This window comes from Arthrobacter pascens, assembly GCF_017052465.1.
Taxonomy (GTDB): domain Bacteria; phylum Actinomycetota; class Actinomycetes; order Actinomycetales; family Micrococcaceae; genus Arthrobacter; species Arthrobacter pascens.
In genome coordinates, this window is sequence record NZ_JAFHKT010000121.1 from 38,729 (window position 1) to 55,657 (window position 16,929).

At 65.3% G+C, this 16,929-nt stretch carries 21 protein-coding genes; 9 read left to right on the forward strand and 12 right to left on the reverse strand.

Annotation, left to right across the window (positions count from 1 at the left end):
• Positions 1–15: 15 nt before the first annotated feature.
• Positions 16–888: an NAD-dependent epimerase/dehydratase family protein gene (locus JYA52_RS06995; protein ID WP_205652469.1), complete on the reverse strand. Its 873-nt coding sequence runs from the start codon at positions 886–888 to the stop codon at positions 16–18.
• 225 nt (positions 889–1,113) lie between these two features.
• On the opposite strand from JYA52_RS06995, the gene JYA52_RS07000 reads away from it, so the two are divergent.
• Positions 1,114–1,857 carry a GAF and ANTAR domain-containing protein gene (locus tag JYA52_RS07000; RefSeq protein ID WP_205652470.1) on the forward strand — a complete coding sequence of 248 codons (744 nt, stop codon included), beginning with the start codon at positions 1,114–1,116 and terminating at the stop codon, positions 1,855–1,857.
• A 2-nt stretch (positions 1,858–1,859) separates the two neighbouring features.
• On the opposite strand, the gene JYA52_RS07005 is transcribed toward JYA52_RS07000, so the two are convergent.
• From JYA52_RS07005 to JYA52_RS07015, 3 genes are all read right to left on the reverse strand, one after another.
• On the reverse strand, positions 1,860–2,867 hold the full coding sequence (locus JYA52_RS07005; protein WP_205652471.1) for a cation diffusion facilitator family transporter: 1,008 nt from the start codon (positions 2,865–2,867) through the stop codon (positions 1,860–1,862).
• Entirely contained in the window at positions 2,864–3,334 is a 471-nt protein-coding gene (locus JYA52_RS07010) for a transglycosylase SLT domain-containing protein (protein WP_205652472.1), read from the reverse strand. The genes JYA52_RS07005 and JYA52_RS07010 overlap by 4 nt, the downstream gene beginning before the upstream one ends.
• Positions 3,335–3,485: 151 nt before the next feature.
• On the reverse strand, positions 3,486–3,935 hold the full coding sequence (locus JYA52_RS07015; RefSeq protein WP_205652564.1) for an Hsp20/alpha crystallin family protein: 450 nt from the start codon (positions 3,933–3,935) through the stop codon (positions 3,486–3,488).
• A 335-nt stretch (positions 3,936–4,270) separates the two neighbouring features.
• Between JYA52_RS07015 and JYA52_RS07020 the strand changes: the two genes are divergently transcribed.
• The 3 genes from JYA52_RS07020 to JYA52_RS07030 all read left to right on the forward strand — a co-directional run bounded on the left by JYA52_RS07020 (position 4,271) and on the right by JYA52_RS07030 (position 5,425).
• A complete protein-coding gene (locus tag JYA52_RS07020) occupies positions 4,271–4,528 on the forward strand; it encodes a hypothetical protein (RefSeq protein WP_205652473.1) in 258 nt (85 codons plus the stop codon).
• Positions 4,515–4,745 (forward strand): hypothetical protein, encoded by a 231-nt coding sequence (locus JYA52_RS07025; protein WP_205652474.1) that lies wholly within the window; start codon positions 4,515–4,517, stop codon positions 4,743–4,745. Before JYA52_RS07020 ends, JYA52_RS07025 begins: the two co-directional genes overlap by 14 nt.
• A 95-nt stretch (positions 4,746–4,840) precedes the next feature.
• Positions 4,841–5,425 carry a mucin-associated surface protein gene (locus JYA52_RS07030; protein WP_205652475.1) on the forward strand — a complete coding sequence of 195 codons (585 nt, stop codon included), beginning with the start codon at positions 4,841–4,843 and terminating at the stop codon, positions 5,423–5,425.
• A gap of 51 nt (positions 5,426–5,476) precedes the next feature.
• On the opposite strand, the gene JYA52_RS07035 is transcribed toward JYA52_RS07030, so the two are convergent.
• On the reverse strand, positions 5,477–6,091 hold the full coding sequence (locus JYA52_RS07035) for a TetR/AcrR family transcriptional regulator (protein WP_205652565.1): 615 nt from the start codon (positions 6,089–6,091) through the stop codon (positions 5,477–5,479).
• A gap of 142 nt (positions 6,092–6,233) precedes the next feature.
• On the opposite strand from JYA52_RS07035, the gene JYA52_RS07040 reads away from it, so the two are divergent.
• The 3 genes from JYA52_RS07040 (at position 6,234) to JYA52_RS07050 (ending at position 7,791) form a co-directional block, all read left to right on the forward strand.
• Positions 6,234–6,464 carry a hypothetical protein gene (locus JYA52_RS07040; protein WP_205652476.1) on the forward strand — a complete coding sequence of 77 codons (231 nt, stop codon included), beginning with the start codon at positions 6,234–6,236 and terminating at the stop codon, positions 6,462–6,464.
• A gap of 105 nt (positions 6,465–6,569) precedes the next feature.
• Positions 6,570–7,079, forward strand: coding sequence for a sensor histidine kinase (locus JYA52_RS07045; protein WP_205652477.1), 510 nt, complete (start codon positions 6,570–6,572; stop codon positions 7,077–7,079).
• 46 nt (positions 7,080–7,125) lie between these two features.
• Positions 7,126–7,791, forward strand: coding sequence for a nucleoside/nucleotide kinase family protein (locus JYA52_RS07050; protein WP_205652478.1), 666 nt, complete (start codon positions 7,126–7,128; stop codon positions 7,789–7,791).
• Between the two features lie 36 nt (positions 7,792–7,827).
• On the opposite strand, the gene JYA52_RS07055 is transcribed toward JYA52_RS07050, so the two are convergent.
• On the reverse strand, positions 7,828–8,073 hold the full coding sequence (locus JYA52_RS07055; RefSeq protein WP_205652479.1) for a hypothetical protein: 246 nt from the start codon (positions 8,071–8,073) through the stop codon (positions 7,828–7,830).
• Between the two features lie 101 nt (positions 8,074–8,174).
• Complete coding sequence (locus tag JYA52_RS07060; RefSeq protein ID WP_205652480.1) at positions 8,175–9,221, reverse strand: LLM class flavin-dependent oxidoreductase; 1,047 nt, start codon at positions 9,219–9,221, stop codon at positions 8,175–8,177.
• A 165-nt stretch (positions 9,222–9,386) separates the two neighbouring features.
• On the opposite strand from JYA52_RS07060, the gene JYA52_RS07065 reads away from it, so the two are divergent.
• Both JYA52_RS07065 and JYA52_RS07070 read left to right on the forward strand, forming a co-directional pair.
• Complete coding sequence (locus JYA52_RS07065) at positions 9,387–10,223, forward strand: alpha/beta fold hydrolase (protein ID WP_205652481.1); 837 nt, start codon at positions 9,387–9,389, stop codon at positions 10,221–10,223.
• Positions 10,224–10,517: 294 nt separating this feature from the next.
• Positions 10,518–11,042, forward strand: coding sequence for a hypothetical protein (locus JYA52_RS07070; RefSeq protein ID WP_205652482.1), 525 nt, complete (start codon positions 10,518–10,520; stop codon positions 11,040–11,042).
• A gap of 80 nt (positions 11,043–11,122) precedes the next feature.
• Here the strand turns inward: JYA52_RS07070 and JYA52_RS07075 are convergent, their stop codons facing one another.
• From JYA52_RS07075 to JYA52_RS07095, 5 genes are all read right to left on the reverse strand, one after another.
• Positions 11,123–13,231 (reverse strand): Ig-like domain-containing protein, encoded by a 2,109-nt coding sequence (locus JYA52_RS07075; protein WP_307869330.1) that lies wholly within the window; start codon positions 13,229–13,231, stop codon positions 11,123–11,125.
• 273 nt (positions 13,232–13,504) lie between these two features.
• Positions 13,505–14,521, reverse strand: coding sequence for a magnesium and cobalt transport protein CorA (locus JYA52_RS07080; protein WP_205652483.1), 1,017 nt, complete (start codon positions 14,519–14,521; stop codon positions 13,505–13,507).
• Positions 14,522–14,759: 238 nt separating this feature from the next.
• Entirely contained in the window at positions 14,760–15,158 is a 399-nt protein-coding gene (locus JYA52_RS07085) for a cupin domain-containing protein (protein ID WP_205652484.1), read from the reverse strand.
• Positions 15,159–15,371: 213 nt separating this feature from the next.
• Entirely contained in the window at positions 15,372–16,103 is a 732-nt protein-coding gene (locus JYA52_RS07090; protein WP_205652485.1) for a glutamine amidotransferase, read from the reverse strand.
• 4 nt (positions 16,104–16,107) lie between these two features.
• A complete protein-coding gene (locus JYA52_RS07095; RefSeq protein ID WP_205652486.1) occupies positions 16,108–16,809 on the reverse strand; it encodes a FadR/GntR family transcriptional regulator in 702 nt (233 codons plus the stop codon).
• Positions 16,810–16,929: the final 120 nt, after the last annotated feature.

Here is a 16,929-nt window from a genome sequence, read left to right on the forward strand (position 1 = left end):
AGTGTCCGTTCGCGCTCAGTCTTCGGTGGGCGTGGTGCGGTTCGAGTGGTAGTTCCGCCAGCTGTGTTCGGGCGCGAATCCGAGGAGCCTCCTGGCCTTGTCGATGGAGAGCATGGTCTCGTGCTCCCCGAGCTCCTTGGTCACCTGGACGTCAGGGAACACCTCCGCGGCCAGGCTGGCGCTGGAGCGGCTCATCACCGTGTCCTCATTGGCGATGATGAACGCCTCGAACCCGGGCTTGCCGTTCTCCAGGGCCCGCGCCACCGCCTGGGCACCATCGCGCCCGTCGATGTAGCCCCAGAGGTTCCACTTGCGCAAGGTGGCATCGGAGTCGAAGGACGGGAACTCCTCGTAGTCCTCGGGGTCCATGACGTTGGAAAACCGCAGCCCGGTGATGCTGAGCTCCGGGTCCCACCGCGTCATTTCGATCGCCATCTGCTCCTCCAGGTGCTTCACCAGCGAGTAGGTGCTCTCCGGCCGCGCCGGATACTCCTCGTCCACTGGGATATAGGGAGGGTCGACGTCGAACGGCAGTCCCAGCACCGTCTCGCTGGAGGCGTAAACGACTTTCTTGATGCCGGCCCTGCGGGCCGCCTGGAACACGTTGTACGTGGAGAGCATGTTGTTTTCGAACGTTGCGGCATCCGGCACGATCCCCGGCGCCGGTATGGCACCAAGATGGACGATCGCGTCAAAGCCCTGATGCCGGTCATCCAGGCCAAGGACCACATCCAAAACCTGGCCGTAGTTCCGCAAGTCAACGATGGCCAGCGCGGGGCTCCTCTCGCCCGTCCGGTCCAGGTTCAGGACGGCGTGACCGTCCTCCGTTAGCCTGCGGACCACGCTGCGCCCAAGTTTTCCGCTTCCGCCCGTTACAGCAATTCTCATGGTGGTCTCCTCTGGTTCGCCCTCTTCCCCAGCCTAGGCGGGAGGGTGCGCCGGCGCAGTCAAAATGCGCTCCGAACTGGTGTATATAATTTCTCGGTACGGTTTAGCAGAAGGCCGTTGGATAGTTTGTTCGATCCGGCTCTTTGCTGCCGCTACCCGCTCCCCTCCGTGGTATGCGCTGCGCCGCCGGCTCGTCTTGACCTGAGCGAAACGGTACTGGGAATCGTGGCCAGCGAGTCGACCGCAAAATCTGAAACGTCAATCACGGAGCACCTGAATGAGATGGTGCTCGCAAGCTCGGATGTGGAGGAATTCCTCCACGAGCTTGCCCGGGTTTCCGCCCGCAGCCTGTCCGAGCCCGGCGACGAAGTCCTCTGCGGCATCACACTGCTGCGGCACCGCAAAGCCGCCACCGTGGCAAGCAGCACCCCTGAGGCCCAGGCCATGGACGAGATCCAATACGACTTCGGTGACGGACCCTGCATGACCGCCTCGCGCGAGCAGGTAACCGTCCATATCCCCGATCTCGAGGAGCATGCGCGGTGGCCGCAGTATTCCCGCAAGGTGCTGGGCCAGGGCGTGCGTTCCATCCTGGCGATCCCCTTCCCGCTTGAGGGCGAGACCCGCGCCGCCCTGAACCTCTACTCGCACCGCCCCGGAAGGTTTGAGGGACGCGTCCTGGACCTGGCCGAGGACTTTGTCACCCAGACGTCCTTGGCACTGCGCCTCGCGGTGCGGTTTGCCCACTACAGCGAGGCAGCCGCAAACCTCAAGGCCACACTGGAGTCGCGGACGGTGATTGATGTCGCCGTCGGGGTCATCATGGCCCAGAACCGGTGCAGTCAGGAGGAGGCATTTCAGCTGTTGAAGGCAGCCTCCAGCACACGGAACACCAAGCTCCACAGCGTTGCGTCGGCGATCGTCGATTCACTCGGCCAGGGGCCGGCCAAAACCCACTACGAGGGCTAGGTTCAGTACTCCGCACCCGGCGACCGCAGCCCGGGCAGGAACTCCTTCGGCAACTTCGCCACCGGGATGATGACCAGGTCCTGCACCTTCCAGTCGAGCCCGGCACAGGCTTTGCGAGCGTCCTCCAAGGTTTCCAGGGACGGAACGGCTCCCCCGGCCGGCACCACAAAGGACTCGATGTGGAAAACATGCCCCTCATCGCGGATGCGTGAGGCGGCCTGGCTGACCCAGGGAAGACCCTTCAGGTAGACGTCGATCCGCCGGTTGAGGGGGTCCGGTGCGGAGTCGTCCACGGTATGGGCCCGGGTGTCGATCAGCGCCCCCACCGCACCGCGAAGATTCTTCACTCCGTCGCGGAGAATGCTGACCGATATCAGGAGGGCGGCCGCGTAATCTGCCCACCAAAGGCCGACGCCGATGCCGAGAACGCCTACGGCAGCCGCCCCCGCGGTCATCCAGTCGGCTTTGTTCATGTCCGCGTCTGCGTAGAGCACTTTGTCATGGAGCTTTTCGGCAAGTTTGATCTTGACCCGCCCCAAATACACCGGAGGGCCTGCGGTCAACAGCATCGCCGCGACCATCAGCCAGCCCAGCCAAATGGTGTGCCCGAACAGCTCGATGCCGCCAATCGTCGGGTGTTCCGCGCTGAGCAGGCCGGCGCCGGAATCGACAATCAGGAAGGAGCCCATGGCCACCAGTGCCACCGCGGCAACAAGGTGGGCAATCCCCACCGAGCGGTGATAGCCGTACGGATGCTTCTCCGTCGGAGGCCGGCGAATCAGCCGGGCGGCCAGCAGGAAGGCGATGGGCGGCAGGAAGGAGAGGAGGTCTTCGATCCATGCAGCTTTCATGGCCTGGGAATTGCCCAGTACCAGGAATACGAGAGCGGTCGACACCGTCAGGAATGCCAGGGTGATCCATTCGAACCGGATCGCCTTTTGCAGGGCGTCTTTTTGCTCCTGGGGCAGTTCGGTGTTGCCGAACTTGCCGGCAGTACCCGTGCGGCTCATGCCTGCACGTCCTGTTCCAAGAGAAAGCGGTCCAGGGCCAGCAGGAAGCCGTTCTCGCCCAGCGGCACCAGGAACACATGCTTCACGGTCTTACCGTACGCGTCCTTCGACTCCGTATACGGGCGCGTGGTTCCGGCATGCGTGGCCCACGGTGTGTCGGCAGCAAAACCACCGATCACCAGGTCCAGGTCACCCTCCTTGAGCGCCTTGGTCAGCTCCTGCTCGCTCCCCGCGGCCCATTCGGGCGTGGCACTGATGGAGGAGGCAAAGGAGCGCACCAGACCTGGTTCGATGCCCCGGGGTTCCTGCCCGTCACCGATACTGGCCCACTTGCCGTTGTCCGTGACACCAACACGCAGGGTTCCCCCCGAGACCCGCTCCAGGGTTCCGTCCGGGTCTCCGGGCATTGAAATTCCGCACCCGCCCAGCCCTCCGGCCAGTAAGACGACGGCGAACAGCACCGCCATGCGCCGAACTACCGTTTGTCTGATCCACTGCACTGCGTCCCTCTCGTCGACCGGGCCTGCACACGGCCAGCCGGCACGGCCGCATGCAGGTCGACTCTATCCAACGCGGGCCCCAGGGGCTCCGCGATAACGCAGTGACTCGCTGAGGGCTTTACTCCTGGGCGGCGGAACCAAATCCGGGCGAGGTCGCGGCACCGCGTGAGACGCGGATCTTCCGGGCTCCGGCGGCGGGCTCTTCGGGCAAGGGGATGCGGACTTCCAGGATGCCGTCAGTGTATGAGGCGCGGACGTCTTCCTGGCTGACGGGACCGGGCAGGCTGACTGTGCGTGCAAACGTGCCGTAGCGGAACTCGGAGCGGTAACCGTCTTTATCCTTGTGCTCGGTTTTTTCCTCATGCCGGACCGAGATCTCCAGCTGGTTTCCCGCCAGGGTGATGTCGACGTCGTTGTCCGGGTCGATTCCTGGAACCTCCGCCTTGACCACCAGGTCACCGCCCTCGCGGTACTCCTCCACGCGGAGCCAGGAGTCCAGATCTCCTTCCAGGAACCGGCGGAACGGCTCCGGGAACTCAACACCGGCACGGCGGAGAATGTTGGCCATCACTGTTACCTCCTGTCTGTGTCCGGCCCTGTTTTGGCATGAAAGCGGATGGGCCGGGATGCATCCAACACCAATAAGCTACGCCGGGCGCAGCCGCTTGTTAAGGCTCCTTCCGGCGGATGCCGGAGCGCTTCCCGCTGGCTTCCTTGGGATCAGCCGGGGAGTTCCTGGTAGAAACCCTGGGGTCGCCCCGTGCGGGGACCATGCTGCTTCCCTCACCCCCCAAATCCTGCGCCGCCCGCCGGATTGTGGGGATGGCACGCCGAGATTTTCACAGGTGCGCGGCAGGATATTAGGCGGTGTCCGGCAGTGAAGCCCGTTGAAGGAGAGCCCCGATGAAGAAGCTGTTACTCCTGGGTCTTCCTGCGATCGCCATCGCCGGACTGCAGGTGTGGAGCCAGGCGTTAGCTGAGCCGGCGCCGGTACACATTCCAGGCATCGTGGTGCCCAACGTGCCGGGTGCGAGCCCGGCCACCAGGCACAGCGCGTACAACGACGGTGTCGGATTAGACGGGGTCGGATTAAGGGAGAGGCAAGAAGACGCGGCATCCCTGACCGGTGCCGACAACCGTGGGGGCCGTGATGGCCGCTAGTGTCCCCGGCCGGCAGGACCGGACCATGCTGCGCCAGCAGGTCATTGACCTGATCCTGGACATCATTTCGGCCACAGATCCCCAGTCGGAGGTCAGGCTCAGGCTTCTGCGCCATCTCGCTGCCCACCCCGGCAGCCCCGAGCAGGCGCTGTTGTGCCACCTGTTTGAAAACTCGCGGCGCCCCCTGGTCATCAGCCGCGTCCCCGATCAAAGCTAAGTACCCTTATGATTTATTCGGCTGCCGTTAACGAACGGCACCGGTACTGCTGGGGCAGAACCCTCAGCGGGGAACGTCGGATAGGGCTGTGAAGCATGAAGGATCTACTGGACCGCAGGGGCAGGCGGTTACACGTCGCCGCCAGGCTGGCGGCTGCGTGCCTCACCGTTGCCGCGCTCTCGGGCTGCGCTGCAGCTCCTGGCGACCTGGACCCGCAGACCGGCAGGGAATTGCAGGCGCGGGTCCTGGCCGTCAGCACCGCCGCCGCGAACGCTGACCCCGCAGTTGGACTGCGGACCCTTGATGAACTGGTGGACCATCTCACCCGGGCCGCAGCTGACGGGGATGTCTCCTTCAAACGCCATCAAAGCATCATGAAGGCGATCGGAGCCGTCCGGGCAGACCTCCGCGCGGCCATGGCCGCAAAGACCGCCGCGTCCAAAGCTGCCGCGGAGAAAGCCGCAGCTGCGGCGGAGAAAGCGGCAGCTGCGGCGGAGAAGGTGGCCGCAGAAGCCACAGAAACGGCTGCGGCTCCAAACATCGCCGTCCGCCCGGCTCCGGCCACCCTGGCTCCCCTGCCGCTGCCGTCCCCCGCACCGGACAACGGAAACGGCGGCAAAGGCCCTGGCGACAGCCCGGGCAATGGGTCAGGGAAGGGAAAAGGAAAGACGGAGGGGTGAGGACATCAGCCGCAGGTGGCAGCGAATGGCCCGAAGCCGCAGCTCGCCGCCTCAGCTCCGGTGGTGGGCGATCAGCCAGCCGGCCATCTGCTGGGCGCGTTTGGACGCCAGGAAGTCACCCTCCGTGGCGGAAATGATGGAGCCCTTCATCAGGATGTGCCAGGAGCGGGCGAACTCCTCTGTGTCGCGCAGGCCGGCTTCTTCGGCCAGCGCCTTGAGATGGCCGCGGATCCGGGCCAGGTAGCCGATGCTGGCTTCCCCCAGGGGATGCTCGGGGCCCATTTCAAGGAGTACGTTGATGAAGGTGCAGGCCTCGAAATCATCACGCTGGAACCAGTCGCCAAACACGTCGAAGATAGCCAGGAGGCGCTCCTCAGGAGTGTTGCCCCTGCGCCTGGCTTCGGCGACGATGAGGTCCACGGTCCACACCTGGTCGCGAAGGGCGAGGAAGGCAAGAACGAGCGCATCTTTGGAGGGGAAGTGCCGATAGAAGGTGGATTTTGCCACCCCGGATCGCTCGATCAGCTCATTGATGCCGACGTCGCGGATGCCGCGGCGGGAGAAGAGCTCGTAGGCGGTGGACAGTATCCGGTGCAGGGGTTCATTCTGACCGGCACGTACCCCCTGGGGCAGCAATGTGCCCTCTTTTGATTCAGGTGCGTTCATCAAGAAAATACTCTACCGTGGGACTGGCCGAGACAGACCTGTCTGTCCTATTGTTTTTATCAACATGACGCAGCGCCCCGGAACCCATCCGGTAACGCCGCAGCACAGGTTACTGCAATGGAGCAGAGATAGGAGTGCACTGATGGACGATGACGACATCCGGGCAGTAGAGGAAGCGGTTGCCACTCTGGAAACCGCCAACGCAGAGCACGAGCCCGCCGCAGTGACACTGCAGACAGCGGTGGCAGCAGCCGTGACGCACGGCAAACCGATACGCGAAGTGGCCGCGGCCGCCCACATGACGGCTCTCGAAGTACTCGACGCCGCGGACGCGGTCACCTATCCCCAGCAGGTGCTCCAGCCCTGGACGTGAGCCGACAATCCTGATCCGATCCTGAGGATATCCCGCGCTAAGCCTGATTCTCCCGCGCCATCCTGAATGCAACAGCCCATCAGGATGCAAGGAGGCGGGGCCGCCATGAACAGCTCAGCATCTCTCGGAGGAGTGGCCGGGGCAAGGGGCACGGGTGGGGTTCCTGAATCTGCGGATTTCCACCGGCTTGGACTCGCTGGCTGCATCGACCGACTGACCGCACCCCTGCGCCGCCAGGGCACCTGCGTCCACTGGGAGACGCCGCATCACGGGCTGGAGATCTCGGCCAGTTGCGCCTCTTTGCTGTACCGGTCAGCTCAGGAAGCCCTCAATAATGCATTCAGGCACGCGCATGCCACTGATGTGACGGTCCGGCTCACGGCCGTCTTCCACGGCATCCGTCTGACCGTTGCCGATAACGGCAACGGGTTCGGCCAGCGTTCAGCGGGCCGCACTGGCTCCGGCAAGGCCTTCCCCCAGGCCAGTACTGCCGACGGCGGCCACAGCGGGCTTCGGACGATGTCCGCGGAGGTGCAGGAAGCCGGCGGAACGGTCGCCATCTCTTCGGAACCCGGAGCGGGCACCGAGGTCACCGTCACGATTCCACTGGACTGACCCGGGCCTGGCCAGGCCCGGCTTAGCCTGGCCTAAAATTCATTCCATGACTATGCCCAACGCCCAGTCGGCCGTGTCCCGGGCCTTCGACTCCCCGGACATCCAGCAGGCCGTCGCAGACCTGCGCCTCCGGATGTCCGACGGTTCCCGCATTCTGCTGGGTGTGGCCGGCGCCCCCGGTGCCGGCAAGTCCACGTTCTCCGCCTCGCTCGCAGATTTCTTTGGCCCAGGGGCGGCGCTGGTAGTTCCCATGGACGGCTTCCACTTGGGAAACGCCATCATCGACGGCACGCCGCTGAAGCAGCGCAAGGGCGCCCCGGACACGTTCGACGTCGGCGGGTACTTCTCGCTGTTGCAGCGGCTGGCGCGGCGGGACGAGGACGTTGTCTACGCACCGGATTTCCGCAGGTCCATCGACGAGCCGGTGGCAGCATCCGTAGCGGTGCCGGCCTCGGTGCCGCTCATCATCACTGAGGGGAACTACCTGCTGGCCGAGAACCCCGCGTGGCAGCGGGTGCGGTCGCAGCTGGACGAGGTGTGGTTCATCGACACTCCCCCGGCGCTGCGACTCTCGCGCCTCGTGGAGCGGCATATGGTCTTCGGCATGGACCGCCCTGCAGCCGAAGCCTGGGCGAACGGGTCCGACGAAGCGAACGCGCGGCTCATAGAAGCCACCCGGGACCGGGCCGACCGGGTCATCCTTTGGCGCTGACGCCGTAGCCGGAGCCGTAGCCAGCGAAGTGACTGGTTACTTTTCCTCTGCGTCCCACAGCCCGGATTCGTCCGCCGCCTCTTCCGGCTTGTGCCCGGAGTCCGCCGCGCCGCTGCCCACATAGCCCGCGGGCACGGTGCCGGCGCCCTGGGTCAGCTGTTCTTCACGGATATTGTGCGGAGCGCCCGCGTTGGGGCGGGGCTGCCGGGCCTCGGCGGCGTCGGGGTCGCCAGGACCCTGGAGGTCAGCGGATTCGTGCGTCGGGTTGTTGGGGTCGCTCATGGAACTGCCTTTCACTCTGGACTGCAGGTCGTCCGCCCTCCGGCGGCCTGCGCCGCAAAAGGACCGTTTCACTCCGGGCCCGCGGCTCAGCAAGACCCAGTCTATGTGCGGGCAGCTGACCCTCTCGGCTGCCACCCCAGGGCCGGCGCCACGTGCGTGGCGATGGTCTCCAGCATTTTCGCGTTGTACGCCACGCCCAGCTGATTCGGAACAGTCACCAGGAGGGTGTCCGCGGACTGCACGGCGGCATCCGCCGCCAGGTCCGCGGCAATGGCGTCAGGCTCGCCGACATAGCTTTTGCCGAAGCGGGACAGGACGCCGTCCAGTGCTCCCACCTGGTCCCGCCCCTCGCGCAGTGCACTGAGTCCGAAATAGCGGCGGTCCTCCTCATCGGCGAGGGGCAACACGCTCCGGCTGACCGAAACGCGCGGTTCGCGGCCGTGGCCGGCGGCTGCCCACGCCTCACGGAACAACGCGATCTGCTCGGCCTGCAGTTCGTCAAAGGGCACGCCCGTGTCCTCCGTCAGCAGCGTGGAGCTCATCAGGTTCATCCCGAGTTCGGCGGCCCAGACAGCAGTCTTGCGGGTTCCCGCGCCCCACCAGATCCGCTCGCCCAGCCCCTCGGACCTTGGCTGGATAGGCAGCAACCCGGTTGTCCCGCCGGCATACCGCGGGTCCGCTTCCACCACCCCGGCACCGGCGACAGCCCTCCGGAAGTCCGCCGTGTGGCGGCGCGCCATGTCCGCATCCGTCTCGCCCTCGTGCGGGACATAGCCGAACGCAGCGGCACCGTTCCTCGCCGGCTCGGGTGAGCCCCGGCTGATGCCAAGCTGCAGCCGGCCGCCGCTGATGAGATCCGTGGCCGCGGCCTCCTCCGCCATATACAAGGGATTTTCGTACCTCATGTCCACCACGGCGGTGCCCACTTCGATCCGGCTGGTCCGGGCGGCGATGGCCGCGAGCAGCGGGAACGGCGACGCCTGCTGCCGGGCGAAGTGGTGAACACGGAAAAATGCGCCGTCGAGGCCCAGTTCCTCGGCGGCGACCGCCAGGTCGATCCCCTGCAACAGGGCATCACGTGCTGTTCGCGTGTGGGATCCCTGGACGGGACCCCAGTGGCCAAATGACAGGAAGCCGATACGTTTCATGATTCCTCCAACGTTCCCGCGGCCACTGCCATTCCTCCGCGAACAGGCCGGCGACAAGCCGTCCGCGAACAGGCCGCACGCGCATCCCGGCCGGCGGCCAGGCCGGATAAGTTGGTATCAGCGCTTGAGGACGTCCGTTCTCATGAGACCGAAGGGAATGCTGACATGGCTTACATCACCGTTGGACAGGAAAACAGCACCGACATCGAGCTCTACTACGAAGACCACGGAACCGGCCAGGCTGTCGTTCTGATCCACGGCTACCCGCTGGACGGTTCCTCTTGGGAGAAGCAGACCGCCGCCCTGCTTGACGCCGGCTACCGCGTCATCACCTATGACCGCCGCGGCTTCGGGAAGTCCAGCAAGCCCACCACCGGTTACGAGTACGACACGTTCGCAGCCGACCTCAACACCCTCCTCACCAGGCTCGACCTGAACGACACTGTGCTGGTCGGCTTCTCCATGGGCACGGGCGAGGTTGCCCGCTACCTCTCAACGTTCGGCTCGGCACGCGTATCCAAGGCCGCCTTCCTCGGATCGCTGGAACCGTACCTCCTGCAGGCCGACGACAACCCCACCGGAGTCCCCCAGTCAGTGTTCGACGGCCTGACCGAGGCGGTCACAGCGGACCGCTACGCCTTCTTCACCGAGTTCTTCAAGAACTTCTACAACAGCGACACGTTCCTGGGAACGCCGCGTCTCAGTGAGGAGTCTGTCAGGGCAAGCTGGAATCTTGCCGCCAATGCGGGCGCCTTTGCCTCGGTGGCAGCCCAGCCCACTTGGCTCACCGACTTCCGCGCCGACATCCCCAAGATCGACGTTCCCACGCTGATCCTCCACGGCACCGCGGACAACATCCTGCCGATCGATGCCACCGGCCGGGAGTTCACCAAGGCCCTCCCGGACGCGGAATATGTGGAAATCGAGGGCGCTCCGCACGGCCTCCTCTGGACGCACGCCGATGAGGTCAATAAGGCGCTGCTCAGCTTCCTGAACAAGTAGCGTCCGGACGTGGCGGACGACGGCGGGTTCCCGCCGTCAGTCCGTCCCTCCCAGGCAACCCCTAATGGTTACAATTCGCCCAAAACAATCGCTCACATTCACTTACGGGGGTAACCTTGGAATTACCGGATCCAAGGACTTGCCTTGAAAATGAATCCGGCTCCGAGCCCGCCTGTTGAAGCAGGCGGACGATCATAATGCGGCAGAAGTGGTTGATAGGTCTCCACGCGCCACGTGATCGGCTAGTGCTGCCCGACCCAGATAACACGCGCATCGCTATGCAGGAGCAAAACAATGACCATCACCTCACCAACCCGGCGCCCCCTCGCAGCCAAGCTCGCACTGGTCTCAACTTTTTCCCTGGGCCTCGTCGCAGGTCCAGTTGCCTTGGCTGGCCCGGCCAGCGCCGCACCATCGCATTCCGAACGGGTCAATTGTTGGGTTGAAGCCAAGAAACCGGACCTCATCAAGATCCACAAAGAGGGTTACCACAAGTTCGCCAGGGTGGACTTCTCCTTCAAGATCAAGTGCGACAAGAATGTCAAGGTGCATTGGCAGCAGTGGATTGTGAAGGAAACGAAGCACGGCTACGACCGCATCAAGTACCGGGACGGTGACGTCCGGGTCCACAAGAACGACGTTGTACACGAGAGCACCAAGGCCCGTGTCGACCAGGACCGCAAAGAAGATCGCGTGAAGGTACTTCATGTCGTGAAGATCACCTTTGACAAGGACAAGGACGGCAAGGGCAAGTGGTCCAGGAGTTCAGACGTTGACAAGAGCGAGACCCTGACGATCCGCTTCCACGGAGGCTATTAACCGACAGCCATAACTAGCTAAAGCAGCAGCGACGGCGGCACCGCGGTGCCGCCGTCGTTCTGCGTTCATGTGTGGTGGCTTTAGAACGACCCGGTGGTGAAGGTCCAGCTGTACGTCGTCAGGCTGTTGCCGGCGAGGTCCCGGATGGCTGCCGGCCCTCCGGTGACGGTCACTGTGTAGCTGGTCTTGGCGGCCAGCGTGGCCGACGGGTTCAGGATCCACTGGTTGGTGGTTCCGTAACGGGACACCGTCGCGGCCACCGTCGCGCCCGTAGCGGTGTTCTTCATGAAGATCGAGCCCGTGCCCGCACCCTGGACGGCCTCGCTGAAGGTCACCGCGATGTCGTTGGCCCGCCGCACCAGCGCTGCCCCGGGCCGCGGGGTCACGCTAGTAATGACCGGCGCCGGGCCGGTGGTGAATGTCCAGCTGGTACCCGTCAACGGAGTGCCTGCCGCGTCCCGGATGGCTGCCGTGCCGCCGATGAGGGTGGCGGTGTATTTCGTGTCACTCAGTAGATTGACTGCCGGATCAAGCGTTGCCGTCCGCGTGGTTGCGCTGTACGTGACGGCCGCGGGAATGACCCGCCCGCTGGCGCTTTTCAGCAGGAAACTGCTGCCGGTGACTCCCTGGACGGCCGTGCCGAAGGTGGCGGTGATGTTGCTTCCGACGGCAACGCCGGTGCTGCCGGCCCCCGGAGTCCGCGCCGTGACCGTAGGGGCCGCCGCGGTGGTGAAGCCCCAGCTCTCGGAGCCCAGGGGCGTGCCCGCCGTGTCGCGGATGGCGGAAGCGCCGCCCGTCAGCGTTGCGGTGTACTTCTGCGACGCTGCCAGGACCGTTGACGGACGCAGTGTGGCCATCCGGGACGTCGCGTCGTAGGTAACTGTCGCGGTGACCACCGCCCCGGCCTGGTTTTTCAGGAAAAAGGTGGCGCCGCTGACGCCCTGAACCGCCCTGCTGAAGGTGGCAGTCACCGGACTCGCCACAGCGATTGCGGTGGCATTGGCGGCCGGCGTACGGGCGGAGACCGTCGGGGCGGAGAGTGTGCCCGCCGACGGGTCCGAGAACAGCAGTCGGTTCGGTGTGCCTGCACCGGCAGCCGCGATAACTGCGGGCGTTGCGCCGGAGAGCAGCCGGGATGCCACCGCTGCGGGACTCAGTTCAGGAGAGCGCGACAGAACGGCAGCCGCCGCGCCGGCCACGTGCGGAGTGGCCATGGACGTTCCGCTCATGGAAGCCGTCGCGGTGGTCGAGGCGATGCTGGCGGAGGTGATTGCCACACCCGGCGCGTACAGGTCAACGCAGGCGCCGAAGTTGGAAAAGGCCGCCTGCCGGTCCGAGGCGTCACTCGCGGCGACCGTCAGCGCGTCCGGCACCCGGGCCGGGGAACTGCTGCAGGAATCGACGGCGGAGTTGCCCGCCGCTGCGGCCACCGTGACTCCGTCGTTGATCAGGCCCTGCACTGCCGCATCCACCATGGCGCTGGCGGTGCCGCCGAGGCTGAGGTTGGCCACGGCCGGTGTTCCGGCCTGGTGGTGGGAGGCCACCCACTCGAGCCCGGCGATGACATCGGAGTTGAAGCCGGAGCCTGTGCAGTCCAGGACGCGCACGGGAATCACCGTGGCCGCCTTGGCAACGCCGTAGGTTTTGCCCGCGACGGTCCCGGCCACGTGCGTTCCGTGGCCGTTGCAGTCCCCTGTTCCGCGGCCGTCAGCCACGGCCGTCCATCCCGCGGCGACCCGGCCCGCGAACTCCGTGTGCGCAGCGAGGACACCGGAGTCGACCACATAGGCGTTCACGCCGGCGCCGGCAGCGGCAGAGGTGTAGGACCCGGACAGGGGCAGGGCGCGCTGGTCGATGCGGTCCAGGCCCCACGGTGCCGCCTGCTGAGTTTCGGCGGCCTTCACGGGGGCGTCGATTTCGACCGCCGCCACGTGCGCGGAGCGCCTCAGCTCCGCGGCCTGGGCGGGCGTCGCCGTCACCGCGGCGCCGCGCAGCGCTTTCGAGAATGTGCGGCCGACGGCGATGTTCCGCGAGCGCAGGCTCCGGGCCTCATGTGCCACATCTGTCCCGGACGCATAGCGCACCAGGTAGCGGACCGTGCCGGACTGGGGTGCCGCGGCGTTGGGGTTCGAAGTGGAGCCGGCCTCCGGAGTGGCCGCGGTTCCGGCTGGGGTCCCCGTGGCCGTCACAGCGAGAGCCGTGAGGAGCAGAGCGGCCAGGGCAGGGCGGGCAGAAAGCGGAGGGCGAATTTTGGGCTTCCTTGGAGGAGTAGGTCCGGCGGGAGAGAATCAACGGCTGTTTGATCCAGTGTATTTTTGCTTTTCTGGCTGGTGGCCGGAGGTGTCTCAAAGCTTCGGTGATCCTCGGGATCTTGGGCATAAACCGGGGAAAATCCGGCACAATCCTGCGCTTTTGGCCGCCGGAGACCGAAGGCAGGCCGCCCCGTAACGTGCTCCTGCCGGCTAGATCCAGTTGTTGCGTTTGAAGGTGATGTAGAGGGCCAGTCCCATGCCCACCATGAGGCTGACGGCCATGGGGTATCCGAACACCCAGTCGAGTTCAGGCATGGTCCGGAAGTTCATGCCGTAGATAGTGCCGATGAGGGTCGGGGCGAAGAGGATGGCCGCCCAGGCCGAGATCCTTTTGACTTGCTCGCTCTGGGCGAAGCTGGACTCAGTGAGACGGCGCATTTCGTCGTTCTGCCGCTGCGCGACCAGGGCAGCGTTGACAGCGAGCGCGTTCTGGAGCAGGGCACGGAAGGACGCGATGCGCTCGTTCAACCGCAGGACGTGGTCAAGAACATCCCTCAGGTGATCTTGCAGGTCGGGGCCCGGGTGATGGTCCGGCGTTCCTGCCATCAGTGCCTGAAGGATTCCCGCCAGCGGCCCGGTGGCGCGCTGGACGGTGATCACCTGGCGGGAGAGTTCATAGATCCGCCGGGACACGTCCGGATCGGCGCCGAAGAGGTCATCCTCGATTTCATCGATATCGTTCTCCAGGCCAGTGGCGACCGGTTCATATTCGTCCACCACCTGGTCAAGGATGGCGTACAGCACGGCGTCCGGACCCAGGGCGAGAAACTCAGGCTCGGATTCCATCCGCCGGCGCACCCTGGCGAGATCCGGTGATTCGGCGTGCCGGACGGTGACCACGAAGTCCGGCCCGATGAAGATATGGATTTCGCCGAATTCCACCTTTTCCACGTCGTCCAGGTACCGGGCGGGGCGCAGGACCATGAACAGGGTGTCGCCGTAGTGCTCCAGCTTCGCCCGCTGGTGTCCGCTCAGGGCGTCCTCGACTGCGAGCGGGCTGAGGTCAAACTCATCGGCCACGGAACGCAGCTCTCGCGCGTCCGGCCGGTAAAGTCCGATCCAGGCCATTCCCTGCCGCTGCCGCAGCAGGAAGTACGTCTCCTCAAGGCCTTCCGGATCCGCCGTCCGGCGGCCTGCCACGTACACCGCGTTGTCGACAATGGTCATGGCAGCGACTCCTTCGTTGGACCGGCCGCCTTGCCTCGAGGACACGCCCCGAGGACACCCACTGACAGCGGAGGCAACGCAACACGGACTGCACGGCCCCCAGCGGGCCGAGCAGTCCGTGCCCGGCCTCCCCACCAGATACAGCCGGCTGCTACAAAACCGACTCTAGGCGCTGAACGGTGGGAAAACCTTGGGGACGGCCGCCCCGCTCCCTGCGGTCGTGGCTATGCGCCGATGTTCACATGCGTGCGTGCTGTCCGCGGCTGGACGGCCGGCCGAACGATGCCGCACCGAGGAATTCCACGGCGACGAAGGGCTCGGAACCCAGCACCCATTCGTCATGGCCCGGCGGAATCGCGTAGGTGTCGTTGGCACGGATGGTGGATTTGAGGCCGTCCGGCGTGGCGATCTCCAGCGTTCCGGAGATGCAGAACCCGAGGTGGTTGTGCTGGCAGAACTCCGTCTGTTCCGTGGGCTTGGAGCACTCGGACCATTGCCAGCCGGGAGCGAGGATCAGACGGGCGACGGAGTAGTCGTTCACGCTGACGAGATCCACCTCCGCCTTGGCCGGATACCTCTTCTTATCCGGCACGTCGAAGGATTTTACGGAGAAAGCTGATACGAAATTAGCGGTCATTGGACGCTGCCTGGGACTAGGTTGAGACCTTGAATTGTGGAGGCTCCGGAACGGAGACGAGCTGAGGGAATGTGGATCGCCGGCCGTGGCCTGGCTGTGCAACAATCCACACTCTGCGGCTCCCCCCTCAGCGCACGCGCATCAACAGATCCATGTTGAAGTAGTACAACCGTAGTCCTCGCCCGGCCGAAGTCAATGGCCAGGAAGCCGCGGCTACCGGCCGTAGATCTTGATGAAGTTCCGCAGGATCTTCATGGGCTCCGTCGCGGTGAAGGTCCTGGCCGCCGCCATCAGTTCCTCGGCGGACTCCGGCGGGAAATATCCGGCGTGGCGGTAGATGTCGATCCTGGTGACCAGGCCTTCGGCGTCCAGCTCGGGGTGGAACTGGGTGGCATAGAGGTTCTGCTTGATCCGGAACATGTGCACCGGGCAAGCCGCCGAGCTCGCCAGCAGCACGGCGTGCGGGGGTGGCACGGTGCACGCTTCCTTATGGCCCGTGAAGGCCGTGAACTCCGCGGGCATGCCTGCCAGCAGCGGATCCTGCAGGCCCTCGGGACTCAGGCTGATGGTCACGCCACCCAGCTGCTCCCCGTAGGTCCTGTCGATGATGGCACCCTGGTGTCGGCCAAGCGTGCCGACGCCGTAGCAGGCGCCCAGAAACGGGTAGTCCGCCGCCACGATCCGATCCAGCAGCGCGGACAGTTCGCGCTCCACCCGGTGCTGGGCTTCAGACTTCTTTTCGGGAGGATCGCTCGACGTGAACGGGCTGCCGCCCACGATGATTCCCGAATAGTCTTCCAGCGCAAGGTCCGGCAGCGGCGCCTGCTCCATCCTGATCCGTCGCAGCTGGCTTTCATCCAGCCCCCCGTAGCGCAGGTAGGCCTCGTACTCGTCCTCCGCCGCGGCGTCTTCAGCGCGCGATGCGAGCAGCAGAAAAGGTTTCATGGTCCTACTTCAGCAGTGCGACGTCGGAGACGAGGGTGATGTGCTCCAGCATCGCCGCCGCGGCGGCAGTGGGATCCTGGGCTCGGATGGCCTCGGCGATCTTCCGGTGCGAGGCCAGCGACTGTTCCGGCCGGCCGGGCTGGCCCAGGGATTCGAGGCGCGTCTCCAGGATCATCCCCGCAATGAAGGTCATGAGTTGGGCCAGGACCGCGGAGTGGGCCGCTGTGGTGACGGCCTGGTGGAACTGTTCGTCGCCGTGCGCTCCCTTGGCTCCCGAGGCCACCTCTTCCGCCATGGCGTCCAGCGCCTTGTCGATCGCCTTCATGTCCGCCTCGGTGCGCCGGGCGGCGGCGAGCTCTGCAAGCTTGACCTCAAGCGTGCTGCGCGCTTCGACGATTTCCGGCAGCCGGCTGCGGTGTTCGCGCAGGCCCTTGAGCACCGACGGAACGTTGGGCCGGTACACCAGCACCGCGCCGGTGCCGTGCTGGACATCGATCACGCCGAGGACCTCGAGGGCAACCAGCGCCTGGGCCAGTGTGGCCCTCGAGACGCCCAGCCGCTCGGCCAGGTCCCGCTCCGCAGGAAGGGTGTCTCCGGGCCCGAGCTGCGCGGACTCTATGAACTCCATGAGCTGCTCCACGAGCTGCTCATAGAGCCGGGGCCGCGAGACGCGGGATATCTGTTGCGTTGCTGACTTCTTGGGCATGCGCATCCTTCCGGCGACGTCCTCGGTCCAGCTTAGCGGAGGAGTATTGACAAAGTCACCTAGTGTCTAGGAGGCTAGGCCAGTGAGCCAGTAACCCACATCACACAAATCTCTCAATCC

What these genes read in the sequence shown, in the direction of transcription:
- JYA52_RS06995 (WP_205652469.1), bottom strand. Translation starts at nt 888, where the DNA reads ATGAGAATTGCTGTAACGGGCGGAAGCGGAAAACTTGGGCGCAGCGTG.
- JYA52_RS07005 (WP_205652471.1), bottom strand. Translation starts at nt 2,867, where the DNA reads ATGAGCCGCACGGGTACTGCCGGCAAGTTCGGCAACACCGAACTGCCC.
- JYA52_RS07010 (WP_205652472.1), bottom strand. Translation starts at nt 3,334, where the DNA reads ATGGCGGTGCTGTTCGCCGTCGTCTTACTGGCCGGAGGGCTGGGCGGG.
- JYA52_RS07015 (WP_205652564.1), bottom strand. Translation starts at nt 3,935, where the DNA reads ATGGCCAACATTCTCCGCCGTGCCGGTGTTGAGTTCCCGGAGCCGTTC.
- JYA52_RS07020 (WP_205652473.1), top strand. Translation starts at nt 4,271, where the DNA reads ATGAAGAAGCTGTTACTCCTGGGTCTTCCTGCGATCGCCATCGCCGGA.
- JYA52_RS07030 (WP_205652475.1), top strand. Translation starts at nt 4,841, where the DNA reads ATGAAGGATCTACTGGACCGCAGGGGCAGGCGGTTACACGTCGCCGCC.
- JYA52_RS07035 (WP_205652565.1), bottom strand. Translation starts at nt 6,091, where the DNA reads ATGAACGCACCTGAATCAAAAGAGGGCACATTGCTGCCCCAGGGGGTA.
- JYA52_RS07040 (WP_205652476.1), top strand. Translation starts at nt 6,234, where the DNA reads ATGGACGATGACGACATCCGGGCAGTAGAGGAAGCGGTTGCCACTCTG.
- JYA52_RS07045 (WP_205652477.1), top strand. Translation starts at nt 6,570, where the DNA reads ATGAACAGCTCAGCATCTCTCGGAGGAGTGGCCGGGGCAAGGGGCACG.
- JYA52_RS07050 (WP_205652478.1), top strand. Translation starts at nt 7,126, where the DNA reads ATGACTATGCCCAACGCCCAGTCGGCCGTGTCCCGGGCCTTCGACTCC.
- JYA52_RS07055 (WP_205652479.1), bottom strand. Translation starts at nt 8,073, where the DNA reads ATGAGCGACCCCAACAACCCGACGCACGAATCCGCTGACCTCCAGGGT.
- JYA52_RS07060 (WP_205652480.1), bottom strand. Translation starts at nt 9,221, where the DNA reads ATGAAACGTATCGGCTTCCTGTCATTTGGCCACTGGGGTCCCGTCCAG.
- JYA52_RS07065 (WP_205652481.1), top strand. Translation starts at nt 9,387, where the DNA reads ATGGCTTACATCACCGTTGGACAGGAAAACAGCACCGACATCGAGCTC.
- JYA52_RS07070 (WP_205652482.1), top strand. Translation starts at nt 10,518, where the DNA reads ATGACCATCACCTCACCAACCCGGCGCCCCCTCGCAGCCAAGCTCGCA.
- JYA52_RS07080 (WP_205652483.1), bottom strand. Translation starts at nt 14,521, where the DNA reads ATGACCATTGTCGACAACGCGGTGTACGTGGCAGGCCGCCGGACGGCG.
- JYA52_RS07085 (WP_205652484.1), bottom strand. Translation starts at nt 15,158, where the DNA reads ATGACCGCTAATTTCGTATCAGCTTTCTCCGTAAAATCCTTCGACGTG.
- JYA52_RS07090 (WP_205652485.1), bottom strand. Translation starts at nt 16,103, where the DNA reads ATGAAACCTTTTCTGCTGCTCGCATCGCGCGCTGAAGACGCCGCGGCG.
- JYA52_RS07095 (WP_205652486.1), bottom strand. Translation starts at nt 16,809, where the DNA reads ATGCCCAAGAAGTCAGCAACGCAACAGATATCCCGCGTCTCGCGGCCC.